Source organism: Leptotrichia hongkongensis (assembly GCF_007990635.1).
Classification (GTDB): domain Bacteria; phylum Fusobacteriota; class Fusobacteriia; order Fusobacteriales; family Leptotrichiaceae; genus Leptotrichia; species Leptotrichia hongkongensis.
The window spans coordinates 772938-795232 of sequence record NZ_AP019846.1 but is presented as its reverse complement, the minus strand read 5'-3'; the positions used below and the strand labels follow the sequence as shown (position 1 = coordinate 795232).

The 22295-nt window shown below is 29.7% G+C and carries 24 protein-coding genes, 1 tRNA gene and 1 CRISPR repeat array; of the genes, 11 read left to right on the top strand and 14 right to left on the bottom strand.

Annotated features, from left to right (window positions below):
* Positions 1–38 precede the first annotated feature (38 nt).
* The 4 genes from FVE75_RS03795 to purH form a co-directional block, all read right to left on the bottom strand.
* Positions 39–115 (bottom strand) — tRNA-Lys (locus tag FVE75_RS03795).
* 238 nt (positions 116–353) lie between these two features.
* Positions 354–539, bottom strand: coding sequence for an excalibur calcium-binding domain-containing protein (locus tag FVE75_RS03790; RefSeq protein WP_197735202.1), 186 nt, complete (start codon positions 537–539; stop codon positions 354–356).
* A 252-nt stretch (positions 540–791) separates the two neighbouring features.
* Positions 792–1325 (bottom strand): hypothetical protein, encoded by a 534-nt coding sequence (locus FVE75_RS03785; RefSeq protein WP_147005283.1) that lies wholly within the window; start codon positions 1323–1325, stop codon positions 792–794.
* Between the two features lie 257 nt (positions 1326–1582).
* Positions 1583–2228: direct repeats of the CRISPR family, unit length 37 nt; unit sequence GTTTTAGTCCCCTTCGATATTAGGGTAGTCTATATCA.
* A 130-nt stretch (positions 2229–2358) separates the two neighbouring features.
* The gene (purH, locus tag FVE75_RS03780) at positions 2359–3879 is read right to left on the bottom strand and encodes a bifunctional phosphoribosylaminoimidazolecarboxamide formyltransferase/IMP cyclohydrolase (protein WP_147005282.1); all 1521 of its coding nucleotides are present in this window, start codon (positions 3877–3879) and stop codon (positions 2359–2361) included.
* Between the two features lie 331 nt (positions 3880–4210).
* Between purH and FVE75_RS03775 the strand changes: the two genes are divergently transcribed.
* The 5 genes from FVE75_RS03775 (at position 4211) to FVE75_RS03760 (ending at position 7323) form a co-directional block, all read left to right on the top strand.
* Positions 4211–5227 carry a hypothetical protein gene (locus FVE75_RS03775; RefSeq protein ID WP_147005281.1) on the top strand — a complete coding sequence of 339 codons (1017 nt, stop codon included), beginning with the start codon at positions 4211–4213 and terminating at the stop codon, positions 5225–5227.
* 30 nt (positions 5228–5257) lie between these two features.
* Positions 5258–5626: a hypothetical protein gene (locus FVE75_RS11240; RefSeq protein ID WP_232052618.1), complete on the top strand. Its 369-nt coding sequence runs from the start codon at positions 5258–5260 to the stop codon at positions 5624–5626.
* A gap of 250 nt (positions 5627–5876) precedes the next feature.
* A complete protein-coding gene (locus FVE75_RS11235) occupies positions 5877–6032 on the top strand; it encodes an SH3 domain-containing protein (RefSeq protein ID WP_232052617.1) in 156 nt (51 codons plus the stop codon).
* A gap of 46 nt (positions 6033–6078) precedes the next feature.
* Positions 6079–6501, top strand: a complete 423-nt coding sequence (locus FVE75_RS03765; protein WP_147005280.1) for a hypothetical protein — start codon at positions 6079–6081, stop codon at positions 6499–6501.
* A gap of 138 nt (positions 6502–6639) precedes the next feature.
* Positions 6640–7323 (top strand): hypothetical protein, encoded by a 684-nt coding sequence (locus FVE75_RS03760; RefSeq protein ID WP_147005279.1) that lies wholly within the window; start codon positions 6640–6642, stop codon positions 7321–7323.
* Between the two features lie 86 nt (positions 7324–7409).
* Here the strand turns inward: FVE75_RS03760 and FVE75_RS03755 are convergent, their stop codons facing one another.
* The 3 genes from FVE75_RS03755 to FVE75_RS03745 form a co-directional block, all read right to left on the bottom strand.
* Positions 7410–8639, bottom strand: coding sequence for a replication-associated recombination protein A (locus FVE75_RS03755; RefSeq protein ID WP_147005278.1), 1230 nt, complete (start codon positions 8637–8639; stop codon positions 7410–7412).
* Between the two features lie 63 nt (positions 8640–8702).
* The gene (locus FVE75_RS03750) at positions 8703–9647 is read right to left on the bottom strand and encodes an Abi family protein (RefSeq protein ID WP_147005277.1); all 945 of its coding nucleotides are present in this window, start codon (positions 9645–9647) and stop codon (positions 8703–8705) included.
* A gap of 213 nt (positions 9648–9860) precedes the next feature.
* Positions 9861–10670, bottom strand: a complete 810-nt coding sequence (locus FVE75_RS03745) for a hypothetical protein (RefSeq protein ID WP_232052616.1) — start codon at positions 10668–10670, stop codon at positions 9861–9863.
* Between the two features lie 299 nt (positions 10671–10969).
* Here FVE75_RS03745 and FVE75_RS03740 point away from each other — a divergent pair, with 299 nt between their 5' ends.
* The 6 genes from FVE75_RS03740 (at position 10970) to FVE75_RS03715 (ending at position 15240) form a co-directional block, all read left to right on the top strand.
* Positions 10970–11467, top strand: a complete 498-nt coding sequence (locus FVE75_RS03740) for a methylated-DNA--[protein]-cysteine S-methyltransferase (protein ID WP_147005276.1) — start codon at positions 10970–10972, stop codon at positions 11465–11467.
* A 180-nt stretch (positions 11468–11647) separates the two neighbouring features.
* A complete protein-coding gene (locus FVE75_RS03735) occupies positions 11648–11827 on the top strand; it encodes a hypothetical protein (RefSeq protein WP_147005275.1) in 180 nt (59 codons plus the stop codon).
* A 127-nt stretch (positions 11828–11954) separates the two neighbouring features.
* Positions 11955–12134 carry a hypothetical protein gene (locus FVE75_RS03730; RefSeq protein ID WP_147005274.1) on the top strand — a complete coding sequence of 60 codons (180 nt, stop codon included), beginning with the start codon at positions 11955–11957 and terminating at the stop codon, positions 12132–12134.
* A gap of 127 nt (positions 12135–12261) precedes the next feature.
* Positions 12262–12441, top strand: a complete 180-nt coding sequence (locus tag FVE75_RS03725; RefSeq protein WP_147005273.1) for a hypothetical protein — start codon at positions 12262–12264, stop codon at positions 12439–12441.
* 290 nt (positions 12442–12731) lie between these two features.
* Positions 12732–13151: a DUF6290 family protein gene (locus tag FVE75_RS11230; RefSeq protein ID WP_232052615.1), complete on the top strand. Its 420-nt coding sequence runs from the start codon at positions 12732–12734 to the stop codon at positions 13149–13151.
* A gap of 841 nt (positions 13152–13992) precedes the next feature.
* Positions 13993–15240, top strand: a complete 1248-nt coding sequence (locus FVE75_RS03715) for a dicarboxylate/amino acid:cation symporter (protein WP_147005272.1) — start codon at positions 13993–13995, stop codon at positions 15238–15240.
* Positions 15241–15363: 123 nt separating this feature from the next.
* On the opposite strand, the gene FVE75_RS03710 is transcribed toward FVE75_RS03715, so the two are convergent.
* The 7 genes from FVE75_RS03710 to FVE75_RS03680 all read right to left on the bottom strand — a co-directional run bounded on the left by FVE75_RS03710 (position 15364) and on the right by FVE75_RS03680 (position 22244).
* Positions 15364–16566: a Sapep family Mn(2+)-dependent dipeptidase gene (locus tag FVE75_RS03710; protein WP_232052614.1), complete on the bottom strand. Its 1203-nt coding sequence runs from the start codon at positions 16564–16566 to the stop codon at positions 15364–15366.
* Between the two features lie 12 nt (positions 16567–16578).
* The gene (locus FVE75_RS03705; RefSeq protein WP_147005271.1) at positions 16579–17544 is read right to left on the bottom strand and encodes a N(4)-(beta-N-acetylglucosaminyl)-L-asparaginase; all 966 of its coding nucleotides are present in this window, start codon (positions 17542–17544) and stop codon (positions 16579–16581) included.
* Between the two features lie 27 nt (positions 17545–17571).
* Positions 17572–18651, bottom strand: coding sequence for a M42 family metallopeptidase (locus FVE75_RS03700; RefSeq protein WP_147005270.1), 1080 nt, complete (start codon positions 18649–18651; stop codon positions 17572–17574).
* Positions 18652–18656: 5 nt separating this feature from the next.
* A complete protein-coding gene (locus FVE75_RS03695) occupies positions 18657–19646 on the bottom strand; it encodes a hypothetical protein (protein WP_147005269.1) in 990 nt (329 codons plus the stop codon).
* A 134-nt stretch (positions 19647–19780) separates the two neighbouring features.
* Positions 19781–20302, bottom strand: a complete 522-nt coding sequence (locus FVE75_RS03690) for a GrdB-related putative oxidoreductase (RefSeq protein WP_147005268.1) — start codon at positions 20300–20302, stop codon at positions 19781–19783.
* A 264-nt stretch (positions 20303–20566) separates the two neighbouring features.
* The gene (locus tag FVE75_RS03685) at positions 20567–21916 is read right to left on the bottom strand and encodes a PTS sugar transporter subunit IIC (protein WP_147005267.1); all 1350 of its coding nucleotides are present in this window, start codon (positions 21914–21916) and stop codon (positions 20567–20569) included.
* Positions 21909–22244, bottom strand: a complete 336-nt coding sequence (locus FVE75_RS03680) for a PTS sugar transporter subunit IIB (protein ID WP_147005266.1) — start codon at positions 22242–22244, stop codon at positions 21909–21911. Before FVE75_RS03680 ends, FVE75_RS03685 begins: the two co-directional genes overlap by 8 nt.
* Positions 22245–22295: the final 51 nt, after the last annotated feature.

Below are 22295 nucleotides of genomic sequence, written 5' to 3'. Positions count from 1 at the left end.
TCTTATCACACATTAATATTTTATTTTATAGAAGATGATGGTGGGACTGGTGGGGATCGAACCCACAACCTACCGATTAAGAGTCGGTTGCTCTGACCAGTTGAGCTACAGTCCCATTATATAACTAATTTAACAATCCTCAAGTATAATAACATAATTTTTTCAATTTGTCAATTTAATATTTAATTTCTTTTTTATATTTATGTATAGATGTCAAACATTTGTTACAAAAATATATTAAAAAAAATGTTCCTTTCAATTTTTTATCTTTAATAGTTTACCTATTTCATTCCTACCATCTGCTAATTTTAAAAAAAGAGTTATCTCTATCAAGAAACAACTCTACATTTAATTTATTTACTTTCACAAGCTATTCCATCTTTATCCCTGTCTAAATGTTTTGCATATCCTGGCTCGCCTTTTTTTATGTTTTTGTATCCTTTTGCACGTGCTTCCTTACAATTCTTGAAATGCAACGTTTCTGAAAATGTATTTACACTAACAAATACCAATGTTAATATCACAAAAATTTTTTTCATTTTGGTTTCCTCCATTTTTTATATTTTTAAACCAAAATTAACCCTATAAAATCTATTTTTCTCAGTTTTTAGTCTATATTCAGATAACACTTTTAAACTCTTTTTCTAAATTGTATTCTTTTGTATCCTTTCAGTAAAGCTTCATTCCCTCTAATATTATTATTTATATATAAATTCATAGGTTTGTACTTCATTTCAAAAGATTTTTGCTTTTATAAATATCTAATTAAACCATTCAATAATTTCTTTATCTTAATAAATTATATCATTAGTAGGATAAAGATTTTCCATTTTTCTGACTTCATCAATAAATCCTGCGTAATGACTGAAGTACTTCTCATTGTAATAATATGAAGTTGTATCATTAGTAAAGTTGTAGACAATTTTGTAAAGCATATAAGTGTCTTCATAATCAGGATTATACATATAAAGTCTTATATTTACGTTTTCTGGTATTAAATCCTCTTTTCTTCGATTTAATTTCACTTCATCAAATATTCCAACTTTCTTCACAAATGTGTTAAATGCATTGACTGCTTCATCTAGACTCAGCGATTTAGCATTAATGTCATTAAGCATTAATCCTATGTCAATATCATTTTCATCGTTACTTCGCCAGTAAGCCATTAAAGTGTCGTTATTATCACAGTAAACTTTGCTGATAAGGTTATGCTTTTTAATTACACCAATGTATTTCTTTAAAGTTTGATTGGGTTCACTTACCCAGTTGCAGGTATTTGAAAAGCATAAACTGGATAAAAATAAAAAAAATAAGATTTTTTTCAAAAGTTGTTTTCTCCTTTCTGTGATTTATGAATGGTTCGCTTCATATTACTCATCTAAAATTTGTTCTTTTATTTCTCTTATCCAACTGTTGAGTTCAAAAGTTATTTATAAAACACTTTAAAATTTTTGCTTTAACTTTATATAAAAATATAAAACAACAAATTGAAATTAAAATAATCATACTAGAATCTACAGTTAAATTTGGTAAGGAAAAATAAAACGGTAAGAATAAAGGGTTTATAACTCCTTATACATATTTTTTAATTTCCTTTGTTATTGGGGTAGTCTATATCAGAACTTCTTGCAAAGGCAATAAATAACGAGAGTTTTAGTCCCCTTCGATATTGGGGTAGTCTATATCAAAAAGTATTGACAGAAGTATTTGAAGTATGGGTTTTAGTCCCCTTCGATATTAGGGTAGTCTATATCAAATCATCTATTGGTTTATTTACTGCTTTTCCGTTTTAGTCCCCTTCGATATTAGGGTAGTCTATATCAACACGATTCAACCACCCAGTCAAAAAATCTGTTTTAGTCCCCTTCGATATTAGGGTAGTCTATATCATTATCAGTTTCAATTTTTAACACATATTTAGTTTTAGTCCCCTTCGATATTAGGGTAGTCTATATCATAATAGTTACATCTATTTCTATATAATAAGGTTTTAGTCCCCTTCGATATTAGGGTAGTCTATATCATGTAGGAAATACTGTTGTAAGACCTGTAAAAGTTTTAGTCCCCTTCGATATTAGGGTAGTCTATATCAGTTAAAAAATACTCAATATACAGGTATTGAGGTTTTAGTCCCCTTCGATATTAGGGTAGTCTATATCAGAAATATTGCAGGAGTATACAAGAACAGGTAGTTTTAGTCCCCTTCGATATTAGGGTAGTCTATATCCCATCATATAATTGGAATAATGTTATTTTTTAAATTTTATATTGTTCCTCTATTCTTAAATTTTGATATAGATTACCCATTTTTATACATTTTAACACAGTTTATCTATAAAAACAAATATTTGTTTAATTTTAATGTTTGAAGTGTCTGATGCCAGTAAATACCATTGTCATTCCGTGTTCATCGGCAGCTTCGATTGACTCTTTATCTCTAATTGAGCCACCTGGCTGTACTAATGCTTTGATACCGTATTTTGCAGCTTCGTCTACACAGTCTCTGAATGGGAAAAATGCGTCTGATGCCAAAATTGCTCCTTCCAGTGATTCTAAGTCTCCTTTGGCATGTTCAAGTGCGTGCTGAGTTGCCCAGATTCTGTTTGTCTGTCCTGTTCCAACTCCTGTTGCCGCTCCATCTTTTACGACCACAATTGCATTTGATTTTACGTGTTTTACGACTTTCATTCCAAGTTCCATATCTTTTAATTCTTGCTCTGTTGGCTGTTTTTTCGTTACAACTTCCATATTGTCAATCATCTTCTGATTTGTCTGCTGAACTAATATTCCACCGTCAACTTTTACATATTCCACTTTATCCTGCGGTTTTGCAACTTCACATTTTATTACTCTCAAATTTTTCTTGGATTTTAATATTTCAAGAGCTTCATCAGTAAATGCTGGGGCAATTACGATTTCTAGGAAAATTTTGTTCAGTTCCTGTGCAGTTTTTGCATCAATTTCTCTATTAATTGCAACAATTCCGCCAAAAATTGATACTGGATCACAATCATGAGCTTTTTTGTAAGCCATGAAAACATCATCTGCAACTGCCACACCACAAGGAGTCGAGTGTTTTACAGCACAGCAGGCAATTTCATCAAATTCATTTGCCACTTTCCAAGCAATATCCATATCCCTAATATTATTAAACGACAATTCTTTTCCATTTAACTGGACAAAATCCTTCATACTTCCATTTTCAGTAGTTGAAACGTAGTATGCAGACGATTGGTGAGGATTTTCACCATATCTCAAGTCAAATTTCTTTTCATACGAAACATTCAAATATTTTGGATATTCCTCTTCCAGCAAGAAATTAGAGATAGCCGCATCATAAGCTGATGTCAAATTAAACACCTTCCCAGCCAATCTTTTTTTTGTTTCAAATGAAACTTCCCCATTATTTTCAATTTCTTCCATAACTTTCTCATAGTCTTCTGTTTCGCAGATAACTGTAACGTCCTTGAATGATTTTGCAGCCGAACGAAGCATTGTAGGCCCGCCTATGTCGATAAATTCGATTTTTTCATCAAAAGTCTTATCTGTCTGAACTTCCCTGAAAAATGGATAAAGATTAACAATAACATAATCAATCGTCTCTATTCCTTCTTTCGCAATCGTATCCATATGCTCCTTATTGTCCCTAATCGCCAAAATTCCACCATGAATATTCGGATGCAATGTTTTCACTCTTCCATCCAACATTTCTTTAAAATTAGTAACTTCTGAAACATCTATTACAGAAAGCCCATTTTCCTTCAAAAACTTGTAAGTCCCTCCAGTAGAAATAATTTCCACACCTTTTTGATCTAAAAACTGTGCAAATTCCAATATCCCAGTCTTATCAAAAACACTAATCAAAGCTCTTTTTTTCATTCGGCATCATTCCTCCAATATATTTTGTTAATTTATTTTATCACAAACCCTTGTATTTATCAAGGTTGTGTAATTATTAACTTTTAAATAAAAAAACTGCCTCAAATACAAGACAGTCTTTTATCGCTTTTTTTGTTTTAATATATGTTTTAATCTTTTGCTTATAAAGCATAACATAAAATTATTTATTATCAACTGTAAAATTGTAAATTTAAAATTATTATACAACAATCTATAAAATTAACTACAATTTAATTCCCTTATAAGCAAAAAAAAAAATAGTATAATTAAAAGGGAAATATAACTTTAAAACAAATAAGGAGGTTTTTTTATGGGATTTATTAATCCATTTCAAATTTATTCTAAAGGAGAGAATACTATTACAAATAATATTCTATTACTTCTATCAAATTTATATAGAATAAATCCAAAAATTTATGAATTGTTTATAAACAGTGTTCTTCCAGAAAACATCAATTATGAGATTATCCCCGTTTTTACACAACAAAAATCACAAAAGGAAGGAGGAATTATCGACGGGCATATCCAGACAAAAGCAACAAAAATCATTATTGAAACCAAAATTGCAGGATTAGATAATACAGAAAAACTTATTAATTACTGCAAAAATGAAAATTTATCCGAAACAAATATATTAATTCACATAAGTGATTCTACCTTTGATGAAACTACCATAAAATATATAAATCAAGAAACAAGAATTTATAATTTTAATTTTGTTTCAATAACTTTTTCCGAATTAATTTCTTCCCTTCAGGAAATTGCGGACGAATATCCTTTTAATGAAGAACTATACCGTTTATCCAAAGATTTTTATTATTATTGTGGTTCAATGGGTCTAATAAAAAACGTATTCAGAATCGTTCCATGTAATAAAAGTTTTGAATTAAATAAAAAATATCATTTATACTTCCAACCTGAATCCAGAGGATATTCAAACCATCAATTTACTGGAATATATACTGCAAAAGAAGTGAAATATATTGGAAAAGTAAACAAAGTTTTTTTGGCTGAGCTTACAGAAGAAGGAACATTAATTACTAAAAAAATTTCAGGCAATGTGAAAATTACTAACGAGGAAAAAAACAGAATCATCAATGCAATAAGGGAATTTCCAGAAATTTACGGCTATGGCGATATTTCAAAAGGACATATTTTCTTTTTATTTGACGATAATGATTTTTGTCCAACAAAATTTAAAAAAACTTCAAAATATGGTTTGCTAGGCTCTAGACTTTTTGACTTAAAAGCAGATTTGGAAATTAAAAATGTAGAGAAATTATCAACTTTGGAAATTGCAGAAAAATTAAATGATATTACTTGGTAAGAATGTATTTTAAAAGATTGGAGAAGAATTATGAGAAAATTGTTGTTAATTCTAAGTTTGTTTGTTATAAATATTGTTGGATTGGCTTATGAGAAATGTAATCCTGGAATGATTTACGATATTAATGTAGACACTTTGAATGGAAGTTATTTGGGACAAGATGAGACAGGTACAGTAATAATTAAACTTTCCAAAAATACTAAAGTTTCTGGAACACAGTATATTGACGAAAAAGATGTTGACACATATGGATTTGGAGATTTAGGAGATTGTACTCCTAATCCTAAAATTACAGAGATTCATATTGAAGATGCTGTTTTTAATTCAATATATAATAATTTTTTGAAATATTTAGCAGTAAATCTGAAAGTAATCCTCACAGTGTTGGTGATATCGTAGACGTTTGGATTCATAGTATTGATAAAAATAAAGACTTTGTAAAATTTATAATGATAAAGGTTTTGATGGAAAACCTTCTGGAATTGTTTTTAATCAAGAAGTAGTAGACTTTGAAATTCACGGAAACGTAATAGATGTTGTAAGAAGGGAAGATTTTGTTTCTGGCTATAATAATTATGAAGATTTAGAAGAAAAAAGAGCAAAGCGAGAAAAATATATTGTAAATTCACCAAATGGATATGTTAATTTTATGAGAAAGCCTGACAACAATTCAACAATTCGTGGCAAGGTAAAAAATGGAAAAACTGTAAGTTTAATTAATGAAAAAGGTAATTGGTATTATGTTCAAGTTTTAGATGGTGAAGAATTTGGATATGTCAATAAGGAATATTTGAAAAAAAAATAAAACTTTAATAAACAATAAAATTAAAGAAAGGAAAGAAAAACATATTATGAAAAAAATATTTTTGATTATACTATTAGTTTCTATATTTTCTTGCGAAAAGAGTGATGACGCAATAATTAGTGTAAAATCTATGACAAATAGCAAAAAAAATTATTTTAAAGAACTAAATATTAATTATTTAGGAGAATATCCTTTATTTCTTGCACAAAGATATGTTACAAAAAAAGCAAAATCAAAAGATATTGTATGGGAACATGATGAAGCAAATAGCAGAGTAATCGCAACTTATAAACATTTAAGAACAGTTTTTCCATATAAAATTGATCACGATGGTTTTCGTTCGGTTGATTTTTATGATATAGAAACTTGTGATACATCAAGAAATGAATGTGCAGATCCTTTACTTGTAATAGCAGATGTTTCAAGCAATTGGATTTCAAAACCTATCTTTGAAAGAGAAAGTAAATAATAAATTGAATTGCGATATAGAAGAAATATTTGTACATAATTCTTGGATAAACGAAAGTCCTTATATTGATGTTGACTTGTATAAAATATGTGGAATTAAATAGATGTTAATACATTAAGAATTTTAGGAGAAATATAAATGGAAAATAATAATGTTGAAAACAAAAATTTAGTAAAAATTCTAATTGGAGTAATAATTGCTCTTGTTCTAGTTATAGGATTTATCATCATAGGTGGTGGTATTTACCAATTTGTAAGTATGAAAAATAAGATAAGCGAGATGGAAAAAGTCCAAAAGGAGCAGGAAAAACGACAGTTGGAAAATCAAATGATGGCTTCAGTACAAACTCAGACTAAAGAAAATAACAAAAAAAATGAAACCAAAATCAATGAAACTAAGACTGAAACTAAAGAATTTGATCCATATGAAAGAAGATTTACAGCTTCTGATATGGATTATACACTTGTTGAAATAAAAGGAATAAGAAGTAATAACAAAGTATTAGTTCAAGTTTTGGATGGAAAAGATAAAGGAAAAAAGGGATATATAAATTTAAAAGGCTTTAAAAATATCAGCACTTCTTCTCTAAAAAAATATATCGGTACAGTTTGGGCTGCAACAGGTATCAGTAATGGAGTAGAAATGGAATACGGTTTAATACTTCATGTACCAAATGCCAGCAGTAATCAGTTAGCTGAATACAATTTAAATAAATTGCTCATAGAAAGGAAAATGTCTGGAGATTCAGTCATTAAATACGACTGTGAACGTGACACAGCAAGAAATTTTGTACAAAACTATGACCCTTCAGCTTGTTATTAAATATTCAAAAAAATACTCAGACAACTAACCACACTATTGTTTGAGTATTTTTTATACCAACTATTTTCCAAAATTTAATAGACAATTTATTTTTGATTCTTTTTAATCTTCTTCAACCACTCATCCGCCGCCTTTTCAAATTTATTTTCTCCATGTTCATAAAATTTGATTTTTTCATTCATATAAATTTGGTCTACATAATGATTTTCATAATTGTGTGGGTATTTGTAGTCTTTTGCTCCAACTTTTGTGAGATGAACTGGCACTTCCTGAATTTTTTCATTTTCAATGTGGCTTAGTGCTGAATTTATAGCATTGTAGGCTGAATTGCTCTTGGGAGAAATTGCGAGATAGATTGCCACTTCAGATAAGATGATTCTAGCTTCGGGCATTCCAATTTCCTTTATCGCATTAAGTCCTGCCACGGCAACTGGTAAAGCCTGCGGATTTGCAAGCCCAATGTCTTCAGAAGCCAAAATCACAAGTCTTCTTGCAATATATAAAATATCTTCGCCACCAGACAGCATTTTCGCCATCCAGTAGACAGCCGCATCAGGATCACTTCCACGAATGCTTTTTATCATTGCTGAAATTGTATTGTACTTGTCTTCTGTCCTGTGATATGATTTTTTTGTATTCAAAATTTCCTTTACTTCTTCCAGCGTAAACTCCACTCCAACATTTGTTATCAGTTCCAAAATGTTTATGGCCTGCCTTGCATCCCCTTCAATTATTTCCGAAATATATCCCAAAATATCATCTGAAATTCCAAAATTCTCCTTTTCATTAATATTTCTCAATATTTTAAGCAAATCTTCTTCACTCAATTTCTTAAATTCAAATGCCATACATCTTGATAATAATGCGTTATTCAAGTTATAATAAGGATTTTCAGTAGTCGCTCCAATTAAAATAATATTTCCATTTTCCAAATCTTCAAGTAGTGAATCCTGCTGCAGCTTGTTAAATCTATGAATTTCATCTAAAAATAAGAGTGTCTGCTGTCCATTTGTGTGAAAGCTGCTGTGTGCCTTGTCAGAAATATTCTTTATATCAGTTACAGAAGCTTTTATAGCATTCAAATATTCGTAATAGTAATTCATTTTATCAGCAATTATTTCTGCAAGTGTAGTTTTCCCTGTTCCCGGTGCTCCCCAAAAAATCGCATTCATAAAGTTTCCACGTTCAATAATCTTCCTCAAAATCCCATTTTCCCCAACCAATCTCTTCTGCCCATAAAAATCATCAAGACTTTTTGGACGGTATCTAAATGCTAGCGGCTTCTTATCTTCATATACTTCATCAAATAAATTCATTTTTTATATTTCCTTTTTTATAATTTTGTTTAATTTTCTAAATATTAAAAATACAAATAAAAATTAACTTCTAAATAAGTAATTATTCTTTTTTTCTTTTAATGTTTCTTGCAATCTATCTAAAAAATTATCAGGAAGATTTGTAATTTCAGCATAACTTTTAAATTTTTCTTTATTTTCTTTATTTATAAACATTTCTAATTCCTTCAGCATTTCTGTTCTCAAAAATTCATTTCCTAACAACAGTATTATTGACAATATCATCGAAAAAATATCGTTAGAACCTCTTTGTCTTTTGGAATAATCGTTCTTGTTCATTAATTTTATATATCCGTATTCATTCAATATTTTTTTTAAATATCTAAAAATTATATATCTTTCAGCTCTATAATTTATAAAATCCATTGAGTGTGCTATTTCATTTCGATACCTTCTAATTATATAAAGGCTATTTCTAAACAAATTTTTCGCTTGTTGCTTTTCATTATCCTTATAATTAAAATATATCATTTTTTCCTTTAATTTTTCATTTAAAAAATTATACAAATTTATTGTTGTGCTAAAAGTTATTTTTTTTAATAAAATACTTGGATGTTCTGAAATACCTTCTATATCTCTTATTTCCTTTAACGTATTATTTAAAATTAAATTATTATTATTTCTTACGGTATAATTTTCTATATTTAAATATTCTTGTTTAGTTATTCCAATTTCTTGTGATAGAATCTCTGCCAGTCTATTTTTAAATATTCTTTCTATATACACACTATATTTAAATAATATATTTTGAATCCCTCTATCATAATGATAAAACAAAAATACCTTTTCTATAGTTGTATTTTTGACAAAAACATTATTTACTATAAATAAATTTTTATACACTTTAATAATATCAAAAAAATTAAAATGTTGTAAAATTTGCTTCCCTAAAGCCGTATCTTTTATTATCAATCCTTTTTCTTTTAAAATTTCTATTTGTTGTTCTAATAAATAATTTTCCTCTTTCATTCCCCTTCTCCTTAAAACAAAAAAGTCTTGTCATAACTTATTTAAATACGACAAGACCGATGATCCAAACGATCAATTTATCTTGGATTAAGTATATCACTAAAACATTGATTCGTCAACAAGTATTTTAATTTTTTTTAAATAAAGTAAATTACAAACACAAATATCATTTTTCAAAACTTTAATCACTAAACATCAATATTTTCAACAGTTTTAAAAACTATTCTTCTCCATAAAGTTTCTTTTTATTATCTGAAAAACATTTAAAATTAATATTATTGTAAATATTACAACAACAGATGATGTTAAATAAAAATAATAATTAAACACTACTTCCTGCATATTTGCATTTTGCATTATTTCTCTTATAAATCCAGAGAGTGTTTCCATTTTCCAGCCTTGACTTGTTTGAAGCAGATATAAATCTAAAAATAGCCCAACAAAATAAAAAATTACCATTAGAATTATTGAACTTATGCCAGCAAAAATTATTGCAAATAGACTTTTTTTCTTATTATTCTCGTAAACTTTAATCGAAAATAAACACATTGTCAACAAAAATCCAATTAACTGCATCCCTTTTATTCCTTCTAAAATTCCTGTTTTAAAAAATATAGTAATTTTATCACTCAAAGAAATACTCCCAATATTTTTAGCTATCGAATTTATCATCGAAAAAGTCACTCCAAGTGCAAATAAAACAATAGTTATCACTATTATAACAAAAGTCCAGAATTTTATTTTATTTAAATTTTCCTTACCAAATCTAGTCTTCATCATTTTTATAAAAATAATACTTACTATAATCAGTACAACAAGGCTAAATAACGTCTGAACAAGCGTTACCATTTCTCCAGCTTTCAAATCTCCTGTTTTTGCAACACTACTAAAATAATAACTGCTAAAAATACCTCTTTGAAAAATTAGAATACTCCACGTAAAAATCATTATTCCAACTATTTTGACGATTCCTGATATAGTTCCTACAAAATCTCTTTTTTCAGCATCTTCAAAACTTTCCATAAAATCTCCCCTATTCTATTTTTAATAATTTACTATATTATACCTTAAATCGCATAATTTAACCATAATAAAATTATTTTGTTTTAAAATATCGATTAATGTAGTATAATTTAGACTACATGTCAAAATAATTAAAATTTAAAATTCTAAAAAATTTTAATGAAGTTTGATTATATACTCGAACCTATTTAAAATTGAACTGATAGAAATTATATAATTTAGGGTTTGAGTAAAATAGTCATAATTTTTGAGTTCTATTTTAAACTAGTTTTACTATAATTAAAGAAAGGCTAATAACAATGAAAAAAAATATCTATTTTTATGAAACCAATACTCCAATTGGAAAAATTGGACTTGCCACAACAGAAAATGATTCTCATATTACTGATGTAATCTGGAATTATGAAATTGAAAAATTGAAAAATGATGATAATTTTCAAATTAAAGAAACCGAGTTAATAAAAAAGGCAAAAAATCAGTTGTTTGAATATTTTTCCAAAAAGCGAAAAAATTTTGACTTACCACTTTTAAAAGAAGGAACACCTTTTCAAATTTCCGTCTGGAACGCTCTTGAAGCAATCCCTTACGGCGAAACCCGTTCCTACAAGGATATAGCAGTTGCAATTAATAACGAAAAAGCAGTCCGTGCAGTCGGAATGGCAAACAATCGAAATAAAATCTCAATTTTTATTCCTTGCCATCGTGTAATTGGTATGAATGGAAAGTTAGTCGGATATGGTGGAGGACTCCATATAAAAGAGTTTTTATTGGAACTGGAAGGTATTGAAATAAAATAATTTAAGAAAATTATATTGTAATTTAGGTATAATTTTATTTTTCATTAAATTTTCTGCAGAAATATAAAAAACAATTTGTATTCAAACTTAAAATATTGTATAATAAAAATATAAAAAAACACAAATAATCAATACATAAAATGAGAGAAATATATTTAAAACATAAGGAGATGATATGCAATGTTTAAAAAAATTTTATTGATGGTTATACTTGCTATGTCTGTGGTGGGGTGTGAGCTGCTTGATACAAAAAGATGGGATAGAATAAATCGAGAAGATGCTGAAAGAGGCGTAAAATGTTATAGAGATGAAAGTGGATATGCTTACTGCATCGACAGATACGGAAACAGAACATACTAGCTATATGTAATTTTATATTTCAACTTAAAATATTATTTAGTTAAAAAGAACACAAATAGTTAATACACAAAATCGAAGAAATATATTCATATAAATAGATAATTTAAACGGAAGGAAATGATATACAATGTTTAAGAAAATTTTACTCTTGGCTATTCTTGCGATGTCGGTTACTAGTTGCAGTCTTTTTGATGTTAACGAGTGGAAAGAAGCACATCAAGAGAGAGTAAAAAGAGGAGAAAAATGTTATGAAGATCAAAATGGATATTTTTATTGCAAGGACAAATACGGAAACAGAGTTTACTAGCTATATGTAATTTTGTATTTCAACTTAAAATATTATTTAGTTAAAAAGAACACAAATAGTTAATACACAAAATCGAAGAAATATATTCACATAAATAGATAATTTAAACGGAAGGAAATGATATGCAATGTTTAAGAAAATTTTATTGATGGTTATACTTGCTATGTCTGTCGTGGGATGTGAGCTTTTAAGTCCAAAAGAATGGAGTGAATATCGCGAGAGACAAGATGGAAGAGATATAAGATGTTATAGAAATGAAAATGGATATGCTTACTGCAAGGACAAATACGGAAACAGGGTTTACTAGCATATGTAAATATATGCAGAGGGATAACAATGATAAGGAAAAAAGGGAATATATATTAAAGGCAGGGGCTTCCCATACAGGGGAATGACTTCCCTCCTTTTTTCTTTTGGGCAGATATTCTATTTCTTCATTAATTTTCTGATTAAAGTCAATCTTCTTTTCAACATTCATAACATTGACTAATCATCCATTTGCGATACAGTTTTTTATAAAGCCACCTATTCTGCTTATGTTATTCACTTCTTTCATTGTTTTCTGCATGAATGATCTTTTCTATTCTAATAGGGAGAATGTCATGCCCGTATAGAGCAATTTCCTCTGCGGGAATTTTTTTGATACAAATTGCAGTTAATAAAATATTTTCGTTGTTTTTTATTATTTTTTATGTTAAAATTTTATTAACAAAAATAACAAGAAAGGGTGTGAACTTTATGATAACCGTTTCTATAAATGCTCATCCTGACATAGAAGATAAAATAAACAACTATGTTAAGGAAAATAATATCAATTTAAACCAAGTAATGTTAGATTTAATTCTTGAAAAAATCGAAGATGAAGAGGACTACAAATTGGCTGTTGAGGCTTATGAAGAATATAAGTTATACAAGGAAAAAGCAATTTCATTTGAAGATTTAGTAAAAAAATGGGATTGGAAAATGAAATATAAAGTTATCATCAGACCATTAGACGAAAAGATAAAAAACAATTAAATAATCAAAATTTCGTTAAAGGAAAAATAACTAAGTACGAATGTATTTCTTTCGCCATAATTTTTATAATTATAAACTAATCCGTCGGAGCATTTTTCTGTGCTGGCAAAACTGTTTGAGCATAGCGAGTTTTTTGTCAGTGCAGAAAAATGTCGTAGACTAGCCATAGGTTATTGCGTAGCAATCTTGCCACAATTTTAATTATTAGGATAAACTTTTACTGCAAGATAAGGTTTTGCGGCAATGAGCAATCCTACGAAAATAAAAAAGAAAAAACATAGTAATATGAAAAAATATTTATTAATCAAAATATCTAAAAAATAATAAAAAACAATGTAGTTGAATGATTATAAATTAGATATCAAACAACCTTATTATAAAAATTTATTCTCATTTTTTAAACGGGGAATAGTATCAAATAGATAAAAGGGATAAAATTTATATTTAGAATTATTTCTAAATTTACTGGGTTAATTGAGAATTAAAACTGTCTGATATTCTTATTTTTAGGGATAAAGGGCAGTTTTATTTTAATACTATTTTATTCAATTTTATACTAAAATCTGTTTAAAAAATAAAAATTATATCTTAAATTATTTTAAAATATTGGGTTTATATCCTTTATTAGGGAAGTTTATAATAAATCCGTTATTTAAATGGAGTTTAGTATTATTTAATTGTACTATCAGATAAGCAAAAAATTCTTTTAAAATCTTTCATTTATTTGTTAGGATAAAAAAAATTTTTTTTATGGGTTGTAAATTTTTCTATAAAAAGTTAAAATATAGTATATTTTATAAATTTGAGAAAGGAGGCAGTATTTTATACTGTAAAAAAATCTATGAAAAAAATGGGATTAACAACTAGGATAATGGTTGGGCTAGCACTTGGGATTGTATTTGGGCTGATATTAAGTCCTTTTGCAAAAAATCCCTTCGTAAAAGATGTCGTTATTGATTCAGTCCTTGCTTTTTTTGGAGGAATGTTTATCAATCTTATGAAAGTTATGATTGTACCGTTAGTTTCTATTTCTCTTGCAATGGGAGCAGCTTCTATTGGAGATATAAAAAAACTTAAAAGAATTGGTACAAAGGTTTTGGGTTTCTATTTTGCAACTACTGCTATTGCTGTAGTAATTGGATTATTTGTAGCAAAAGTTTCTGGAATCGGAATGGGAATGGTTCATGGAGAACTTCCTAAAGGTGAATTTAAAATTGCGGAGCAAGGTAAACTTATTGATATTCTTCTTGATATGATTCCAAAAAACATTATTAATGCAATGTCAGAGGAAAAAATGCTTGCAATTATAGTATTTTTTCTGCTATTAGGAGTTGCAATTTCAGCTTTAGGAGATAAAGTAAAAAATTTAAAAGCTTTACTTGAAGAAGCAAATGAACTTGTGTTAAAAATGGTGGAACTTATAATGGAAGTTGCTCCAATGGGAGTATTCGCACTAATTTCAAAAGTTGTTGCTTCAACAGGTGTGGATGTGCTTGTAAAATTGCTTGGATTTGTGGCTGCAACATTATTTGCATTTGTTATTCATACAGGTGTTTATCAAATAATGCTAACAACTATGGCAAAAGTAAGTCCATTAAGATTCTTCAAAAAATTCTTTAATGTAATATCAGTTGCATTTTCTACATCCAGCAGCAATGCAACAATCCCAGTAAATATCGAAACTTTAACAGAAAAATTTGGTATCTCCGAGGAAATAAGTTCATTCACAATTCCTTTAGGAGCAACTGTAAATATGGACGGTACGGCAATTATGCAAGGTGTTGCTGCAGTATTTATTGCAAATCTTTATAATATTCATTTAGGTCCAACACAATATTTGGGAATTATTTTAACAGCAGTACTGGCTTCTGTTGGTACAGCAGGTGTTCCAGGTGCAGGTATGCTAATGCTTTCACTTGTATTAAAACAAGCAGGATTACCGCTTGAAGGAATTGGTGTTGTAATCGGTGTTGACAGAATAATAGATATGTTCAGAACAGCAGTAAATATAACAGGAGATGCTGTCTGCACAATGGTTGTAGCTAGAAGTGAAAATGAAATTACAGATCCCCAAAAATTCTATAACTAATTTTAGTAAAATTTCGCTAAAATTAGACTAAAAAGTTATATAAAATTATTATTTTTAAACAAATTATTCAAAAACTGTCTTTTAATCTTAGAATAGGACTATTAGACAGTTTTTTATTTCAAGTTATTCTTTTCTATTTTTCAACTTACTTATTTCGTATAATGAAAGTGCATAAATCTCTGTTATTTTCTCTAAATCTGATAAATCAAGCCACTCATCAGGTAAATGTGCTATATCCTTCTGACCTGGAAAACTTGGACCATATGCAATAATATTAGGAATTATCTTTGCGTAAGTTCCTCCTGTAGTTGTTACAGGTTCTGCATCAAAGCCTGTAACATAATTATATACCTTCTGTAAAGTCTGCACATATTCAGAACTTTTATCATATATAACTGGATTCCAGTTGGAAATTTCCTCCAACTCCGTTCCTTCAGTCAGATTACTCCTGATTAGATCCATAAGCTGTTCTTTTTTACATATTGCAGGATAACTCATTACAAATTCAAAAAAATGTCTGTTTTCAGCAATTCCAAATCTGTACCCTCTTAATATCATTTCTCCGAAATCATCATCCTTAAAGTTTATTTTTAATTTTATACCATTATTAGGTGCTGATAAAATATATCCATTTACAAATTCATATAATTTCTCTAAATCTTTCATTTCAGAATATATTCTTACTTTAAGCCTTCCCCTTTCTCCATATACAACTGGCCATTTACAATCAGGAGTCCAGCCAAAAATAGGGGCTTTTTCCTTTGTCAGATAATGTTTTACACATGCAAATCCTGTTTCTTCATTTGTTCCGAAAACTATTCTTACAGGAACATCAAATTTTATTCCTAATTTTTTCAGAATATGGAGTGCAAAAAGATTTGACAGAATGGGACCTTTATTATCTAGAACACCTCTTCCATATATGCGATTATTTTCTATTTTTCCACCTAATGGAGGATACTTCCACCCTTCACCAAGAGGAACAACATCTACATGTCCAAAAATCCCTATATATTCCTCATAATCCCTTATTTCTTCCGATACATATTCTGCATAACCTATTTTATTATCTATATTCGCTGTATTAAATCCGAGTTTTTCTGATATTTCCAGAGCTTTATCCAGTGCCTTGGCAGGCCCTTTTCCAAATGGGGCATTTTCTTCAGGTTCCGTTTGAATGCTGTAAATTGAAACTAATTCACGTATTTTCTCTATTAATTCAGTCTGTATTTTTTTCACTTCTTCTTTTATTTTCAATATTATTTCCTCATCGGAAATATTCCTGTTTTTATCATATTTTTTATTATCATCCATATTTTTATCCATTTTCTACCTGCCTTACTTTTCTATAAGAGGTTTCGTTCTTTCATTGATATACTCCTGCAGCCACTCTTCAGTCGCTTCTTCATGTAGCATTTCATCGCCTTTTCTTTTTGTCCTGTATACTTTTACAGGAGCTTTTTCATTTCCTGCGACAAAGGAAAAATTCTCAATATTCGTAGCTACTCCCCATTCTCCTTTGTTATTCATGGCAATTACAGAAATATCTCCTGCTTTTCCTCTTTTTCTTATCAATTTCTTTTCAAAAGTGAAGACAGCCTTTTCACATGCTTTCTGAGGAGAAAGACCACTTTCCATAAGTTTTACTATCTCATATGAAATTATCCCCTTCATTATATCTTCTCCAAGTCCTGTTGCACTTGCTCCTCCAATCTCACTGTCAGCATAGAGTCCTGAACCGATTACAGGCGAGTCTCCAACTCTTCCTTTCTTTTTCATGAAAAGTCCGCTTGTAGAAGTTCCTGCAACTATATTTTCTTCCTTATCAAGGCACACCATACCAACCGTATCATGTCCTGAATAGGGCTTTATTTCTATTTTTTTTATATGTGCCATATCCTTCAATCTGTTTCTATAATGTATTTTTGCCCTTTCTGTAAGCATATTTTTTCTTTCAAAACCTTTTTTATGCGCATATTTTTCTGCGCCTTCACTTACTAACATGCTATTTTCATTTAAATGACTCAAATCTCTGGCAACAGATATAGGATTAGCAAAATCTTTAATAGCACATACTGCACCAAAATCAAAGTTGCTTCCATCCATGTATGCCGCATCCAGTTCCACTTCCATTTCTTCATTTGGAAGTCCACCGTAACCTACAGATTTATAAAAAGGAAAATCTTCAACATTTTTTATTGCTGTTTCTATCGCCTCTCCCGCTTTTCCATCATTTTTCAGTATTTCCGAGGCTTCTTTGACACCATCATATGCCATGCACCATGTTGCAATTATTCCCCACATCTTCTTACCTCCTCAAGTTTTTTCATCTTATTCACTGTAATTATAGTTTTCCTTCAGTATTCTGTCATACTTTTCAGGAGTCAGATCTTCTACTATCAGTTTCAGCAGTTTCAATGTCGCAATAATATCATCCTTATGTACGACTCCAAGATGAGTATGCATGTATCTCATAGGTATAGATAAAGTTGTTGCAGGTATTCCAGTTCTTGACTTATGAATATTTCCTGCATCAGTCCCACCATCTGTAAAACAGCTCAGCTGATAAGGAATGTCATTCTTTCTGCATAGATTTTCAATATAAATAAGTAGTCCCCTGTTCATTATGGTCATTGAATCAATAACATTAATAGCTACTCCTTTTCCAAGCTTTATATTATTTTTATTCAAGGGGGTATCCCCTGCCAAAGTAGTATCTACAGCTATTGCCAGGTCAGGAAATACTTTATGTGCTGTTGTTCTTGCACCTCTTAGCCCAACTTCCTCCTGTACTGTTGCCGCGAGAGTAACCTTATTGCCTGTATTTTCTTTTTTCAGCATATTCATAAGCCATATTCCTGTTGCTACACTCACACGATTATCAAATGCTTTTCCTGCAAGGTACCCCTCTTCATTCAGCTCTATCATTTCTCCATACGGACATATCATATCTCCTACTTTTATTCCCAGCTCCTCAATCCTTTTTTTACTGCTGACTCCCATATCGATATACAATTTATCAATCGGCAATACCTTTTCTCTTTCCTTTTCCTTTATTGAATGAACTGCAGGTCCACCAATAACACCATAATATATATTCTTTTTTTCATTTATAACTGCCACCTTCTGATTAAGCAGAACATGCGACCACATATTTCCTACATTCTGAAAATACAGATACCCCTGCTCATCTATTTCCTTTATGACAAACCCTACTTCATCCATATGAGTGGCTATCATTATGGAAATACCATCTCCTTCCTTTGTAAAAAGGCAGGATCCAAGACCATCCTGAGAAAATGGAAGATTTATATGCTTTTTCAATATACCTACAATATCCTCTTCAAATCCTGAAATTGCATAAGTTTCTGTCAGCTCCTTCAAAACTTCCCATTTTATATCAAAATTCATTTTTCTCACCCTTTAAATCCGAATTTTTCTATTTTTTCAGCAGTCAGCCCCTTAATAAACTCTATGATTACATCACTAAGATTATTTATGTGTTTTACTTTTAACGAATTTAGAAGAGCCTGTTTATGTTTTAAAGGCAGTACAAGCACAACTGTTGGAGTTCCCTCCAATGACTTATGGATAAATGACCCATCTGTTGCTTCCATCTGAACATGCCCTTCAGGAATATATCCTTTTTTCTTTGCAGCTTCATAAAATTCCTGTTTTAACATTTGATTTGGAAGCATTGACTTATCAAAACTGCGAATATATATGGCATTTTCTTTAGATTCTTTTACATATGCTGCATCAATAACAATAGCTATATCAGGTTTTACAGCAGTCGTTGCCGTTATTGCTCCACGCTGACCTGTTACTGAATGGGATATCCCGCCTACTGCTACATCAAATGTAAGATTCTCACTACCTTCTTCCAGTTTATCCAGAACTGCAAGACCAACCTCAAGCCCTGCCCTGTTAGAAAGATTTTTAGAAAGTATCTCTCCTTCTGGAAGGCATAAAGTTGGAACATCAAGTAAAAAAATATCTCCAATCTGAATTCCCGCTTTTAAAACTTCCTCTTTATTTCCATATCCTGTATCAAGTAAAAGTTCATTTTCATTTTTTACTATAAATCCTATATATTCTTCATGTCTTCTGTTAAGTACTTTTACTGTTCTCTGTTCAAACAGATTCTTTTCATAAAGTCCTATTGTTAAAAATTCCATCAGTCCGTCTTCTCTAATGTCTGAAATCATTCCTCCACTTTCATCCATGTTGGAACTTATCATTATTTTATATGACGAATCATTTCCTTTTTTAAGACCAAAAATAGAGCCAAGTCTGTCCTTTATTATTGAAAGATTTCTTTTTTTATATTCATTATATAAAAAATCATATACTTCCTTCTCATCCCCTGAAACTCCATTTAACTGACATAATTCTTTTAGTCTCATATTTACTCCATTTCTTTTATTTGACAATACAAATAAATTAATAGATAAAACTATCCCAAAGATATTCAAAAATAATATAAAAATTTCTGCTTCTCATATATTTTGTTTAAATTTTTGTGATAATTTTTTCCTAACTATTTATATATATAATCGCTCACTTCGGATAAATTATCCCCATCGTAAACCTTCTTAATTACTTTTGCCATATTCTGTAGTGATTCACGTAATCCTACTCCACCTTTTTTTGGCATTTTTATCATTACTAAGTCATTTTTATATTTATCTATTATTTCTTTATTTTCTTCTGAACATACAACTACAGGTTTACAATTTGTTTCCTTTTTTACATGTTCTGCTAGAATAGAAGACATTTCTGCATAGTTGTAATAGTTGAAACATGGTCCACACAAAAGAATATCAGCTTTTACCTTATTCAGAAGACCTGTCATTTTTTCAAGGACAAGCTCCTGATTTTCCTTAAAATAACTATCGCTGCAATATGTTGTTGCAAGCACTGTTCCACCTATATTTTTTATATATTCTGAAAACATCATGTACGAACCCATTCCACCCTTTTCAAGTGCAAGTTCTACATTAGCACCTTCTTTTCCGCCTGTTCCAGATTGAATCTGATCAAAAAATAAAACTATTTTCATTATCTTTCCTCTTTTCTCTCAAAATTCTGCTTTCATTTTTTTGTATTCACTAACAATAATACTTTTTTATAGTAAAACTTATTTAAAACTAAACTCAAAAGCTATGACTATTTTACTCAAACAATAAATTTATATAATTTTAGCAGTTTAAGTTAAAATAGGTTTGAGTATATTTTGAATAGTCTTTAATAACAAATAAAACTGCTCCAAAATCAAATTTTATAATTAATTTTGAAACAGCCTTATTCAATATAAATTTATACATTAGAACGAGATATCATCAAGAGAAATATCTTCTAAATCGTCTTTCTCATTTTGTTCTACTGGTTGAGTTTCTTCTTTCAAGTACTGTGTATCAAGCACTTTAAAGAATGGGTAGTAAATAAGGCATCCAATTATAACCAGTATTATTTGGAAAATACCTGCAACTATACTTCCTGTAGCCAGCCATCCTGAAAAGAACATTGGTGTTGTCCAAGGTAGTAAAACTCCCGTTGTACGAGGTATAATATTTAACAAAGTGGCAGCTGTGGACAAAATCGTATTAACAAGTGGAACCAATAAAAATGGTACTGCAATAATTGGATTTAATACAACTGGAAGTCCAAATATAACCATTTCATTTATACCAAAGATTCCTGGGACTATAGACAATTTACCTAATTTTTTCATACGTTCTGATTTACCTTTAAATATCATAAGCAATACAAGAGATAGTGTACTTCCTCCACCACCAAAGTTACAGAAGAAGTCTCCAAATGGTCCTGCGAATATATTAGGCAAAGGTTGATGTGCATTATATGCAGCTAGGTTCTCAGCAGTCAATGCTAAATGTATAGGATTGAAAATAGTATTTGTAACTGCTGGACCGTTTATACCAAAGAACCAGAATAATGTTGACAAAAATTGATAAATAGGCTCAAATATAAGGCTTTGACCAAATCCCATCAAAGGTGCCTGCAATACTTTGTAAATAAAATCATGTGCATATCCTTCTTTTGTCAAGAACAAGAATCCAAGTCTTATTATAAAGAATGTAAACATAACAAACATACTTGGAATCAATGCTGCAAATGAATTCATTACCGCAGGTGGCACACCATCTGGCAATTTTATTGTCCATCCTTTATTTTTAATTGCCGTAAATATTGTTACAGAAACCAATGCTGTAATCATTGCTAAAAATAATCCTTTTGTTCCTAAATTCCCTAATGCAAATCCGCTAAAAGCTTTACCCTCCTTATCTACAAAAAGCGGATGTGTCTGAGGACTTATAATCAGAAATGCAACTAATGAAACTGCAGCTCCCGCAATACCTTCTATTCCTTTTTCTTTACCATAATAATAACCAATACCAATAACCCCAAGAAGAGCTATTATACCAAATGTAGAATTGATAACTGCATCAAGGTGTCCATCCCATCCCTTTCCCAAAAATTTTGCAATAAACTCTGTATATCCAGGAATTGGAAAATTCCCAATAACTAAAAATATTGAAGCTACTATAATTAACGGTGTACCTACTAAAAATCCATCACGGATTGCTGTTAAAACTTTATTACTGCTTAATTTAGTAGCCAAAGGTCCTAAAACTTTCTCTAATTTATCAAACATCTTCCTTTACCGCCTTTTCTTTTAGTATTTTTATTGCTCTTTTTAAAATACGTTCTCCATCGATTTTTCCATAATCTTCCAAATCAATTACTGCCACAGGAATTCCCTTTGGCTCATATTTTGAAGCTGTTTCTTCAAATTTAAATTTTACTTGAGGCCCAAGCAATATTATATCTGGATGAAATTCTTCAACAATAACATCTATCTTATTGTCAGGAAAAGCCTTTACTTCAACAGGAAGACTATGCTTATCTGCCACATCCTGCATTTTTTTGGCAACTAAGCTTGTAGACATTCCCAAAGCACAAAACAAATATATTCTTTTCATAAAATCCTCCTCCAATTATGTATAATTTATAATTTATTATATTTTTTATTT

Coding starts and splice junctions, on each gene's coding strand:
- FVE75_RS03790 (WP_197735202.1), bottom strand. CDS start 539: ATGAAAAAAATTTTTGTGATATTAACATTGGTATTTGTTAGTGTAAAT.
- purH (WP_147005282.1), bottom strand. CDS start 3,879: ATGAAAAAAAGAGCTTTGATTAGTGTTTTTGATAAGACTGGGATATTG.
- FVE75_RS03775 (WP_147005281.1), top strand. CDS start 4,211: ATGGGATTTATTAATCCATTTCAAATTTATTCTAAAGGAGAGAATACT.
- FVE75_RS11240 (WP_232052618.1), top strand. CDS start 5,258: ATGAGAAAATTGTTGTTAATTCTAAGTTTGTTTGTTATAAATATTGTT.
- FVE75_RS11235 (WP_232052617.1), top strand. CDS start 5,877: ATGAGAAAGCCTGACAACAATTCAACAATTCGTGGCAAGGTAAAAAAT.
- FVE75_RS03765 (WP_147005280.1), top strand. CDS start 6,079: ATGAAAAAAATATTTTTGATTATACTATTAGTTTCTATATTTTCTTGC.
- FVE75_RS03760 (WP_147005279.1), top strand. CDS start 6,640: ATGGAAAATAATAATGTTGAAAACAAAAATTTAGTAAAAATTCTAATT.
- FVE75_RS03755 (WP_147005278.1), bottom strand. CDS start 8,639: ATGAATTTATTTGATGAAGTATATGAAGATAAGAAGCCGCTAGCATTT.
- FVE75_RS03750 (WP_147005277.1), bottom strand. CDS start 9,647: ATGAAAGAGGAAAATTATTTATTAGAACAACAAATAGAAATTTTAAAA.
- FVE75_RS03745 (WP_232052616.1), bottom strand. CDS start 10,670: ATGGAAAGTTTTGAAGATGCTGAAAAAAGAGATTTTGTAGGAACTATA.
- FVE75_RS03740 (WP_147005276.1), top strand. CDS start 10,970: ATGAAAAAAAATATCTATTTTTATGAAACCAATACTCCAATTGGAAAA.
- FVE75_RS03735 (WP_147005275.1), top strand. CDS start 11,648: ATGTTTAAAAAAATTTTATTGATGGTTATACTTGCTATGTCTGTGGTG.
- FVE75_RS03730 (WP_147005274.1), top strand. CDS start 11,955: ATGTTTAAGAAAATTTTACTCTTGGCTATTCTTGCGATGTCGGTTACT.
- FVE75_RS03725 (WP_147005273.1), top strand. CDS start 12,262: ATGTTTAAGAAAATTTTATTGATGGTTATACTTGCTATGTCTGTCGTG.
- FVE75_RS11230 (WP_232052615.1), top strand. CDS start 12,732: ATGTCATGCCCGTATAGAGCAATTTCCTCTGCGGGAATTTTTTTGATA.
- FVE75_RS03715 (WP_147005272.1), top strand. CDS start 13,993: ATGAAAAAAATGGGATTAACAACTAGGATAATGGTTGGGCTAGCACTT.
- FVE75_RS03710 (WP_232052614.1), bottom strand. CDS start 16,566: ATGGATAAAAATATGGATGATAATAAAAAATATGATAAAAACAGGAAT.
- FVE75_RS03705 (WP_147005271.1), bottom strand. CDS start 17,544: ATGTGGGGAATAATTGCAACATGGTGCATGGCATATGATGGTGTCAAA.
- FVE75_RS03700 (WP_147005270.1), bottom strand. CDS start 18,651: ATGAATTTTGATATAAAATGGGAAGTTTTGAAGGAGCTGACAGAAACT.
- FVE75_RS03695 (WP_147005269.1), bottom strand. CDS start 19,646: ATGAGACTAAAAGAATTATGTCAGTTAAATGGAGTTTCAGGGGATGAG.
- FVE75_RS03690 (WP_147005268.1), bottom strand. CDS start 20,302: ATGAAAATAGTTTTATTTTTTGATCAGATTCAATCTGGAACAGGCGGA.
- FVE75_RS03685 (WP_147005267.1), bottom strand. CDS start 21,916: ATGTTTGATAAATTAGAGAAAGTTTTAGGACCTTTGGCTACTAAATTA.
- FVE75_RS03680 (WP_147005266.1), bottom strand. CDS start 22,244: ATGAAAAGAATATATTTGTTTTGTGCTTTGGGAATGTCTACAAGCTTA.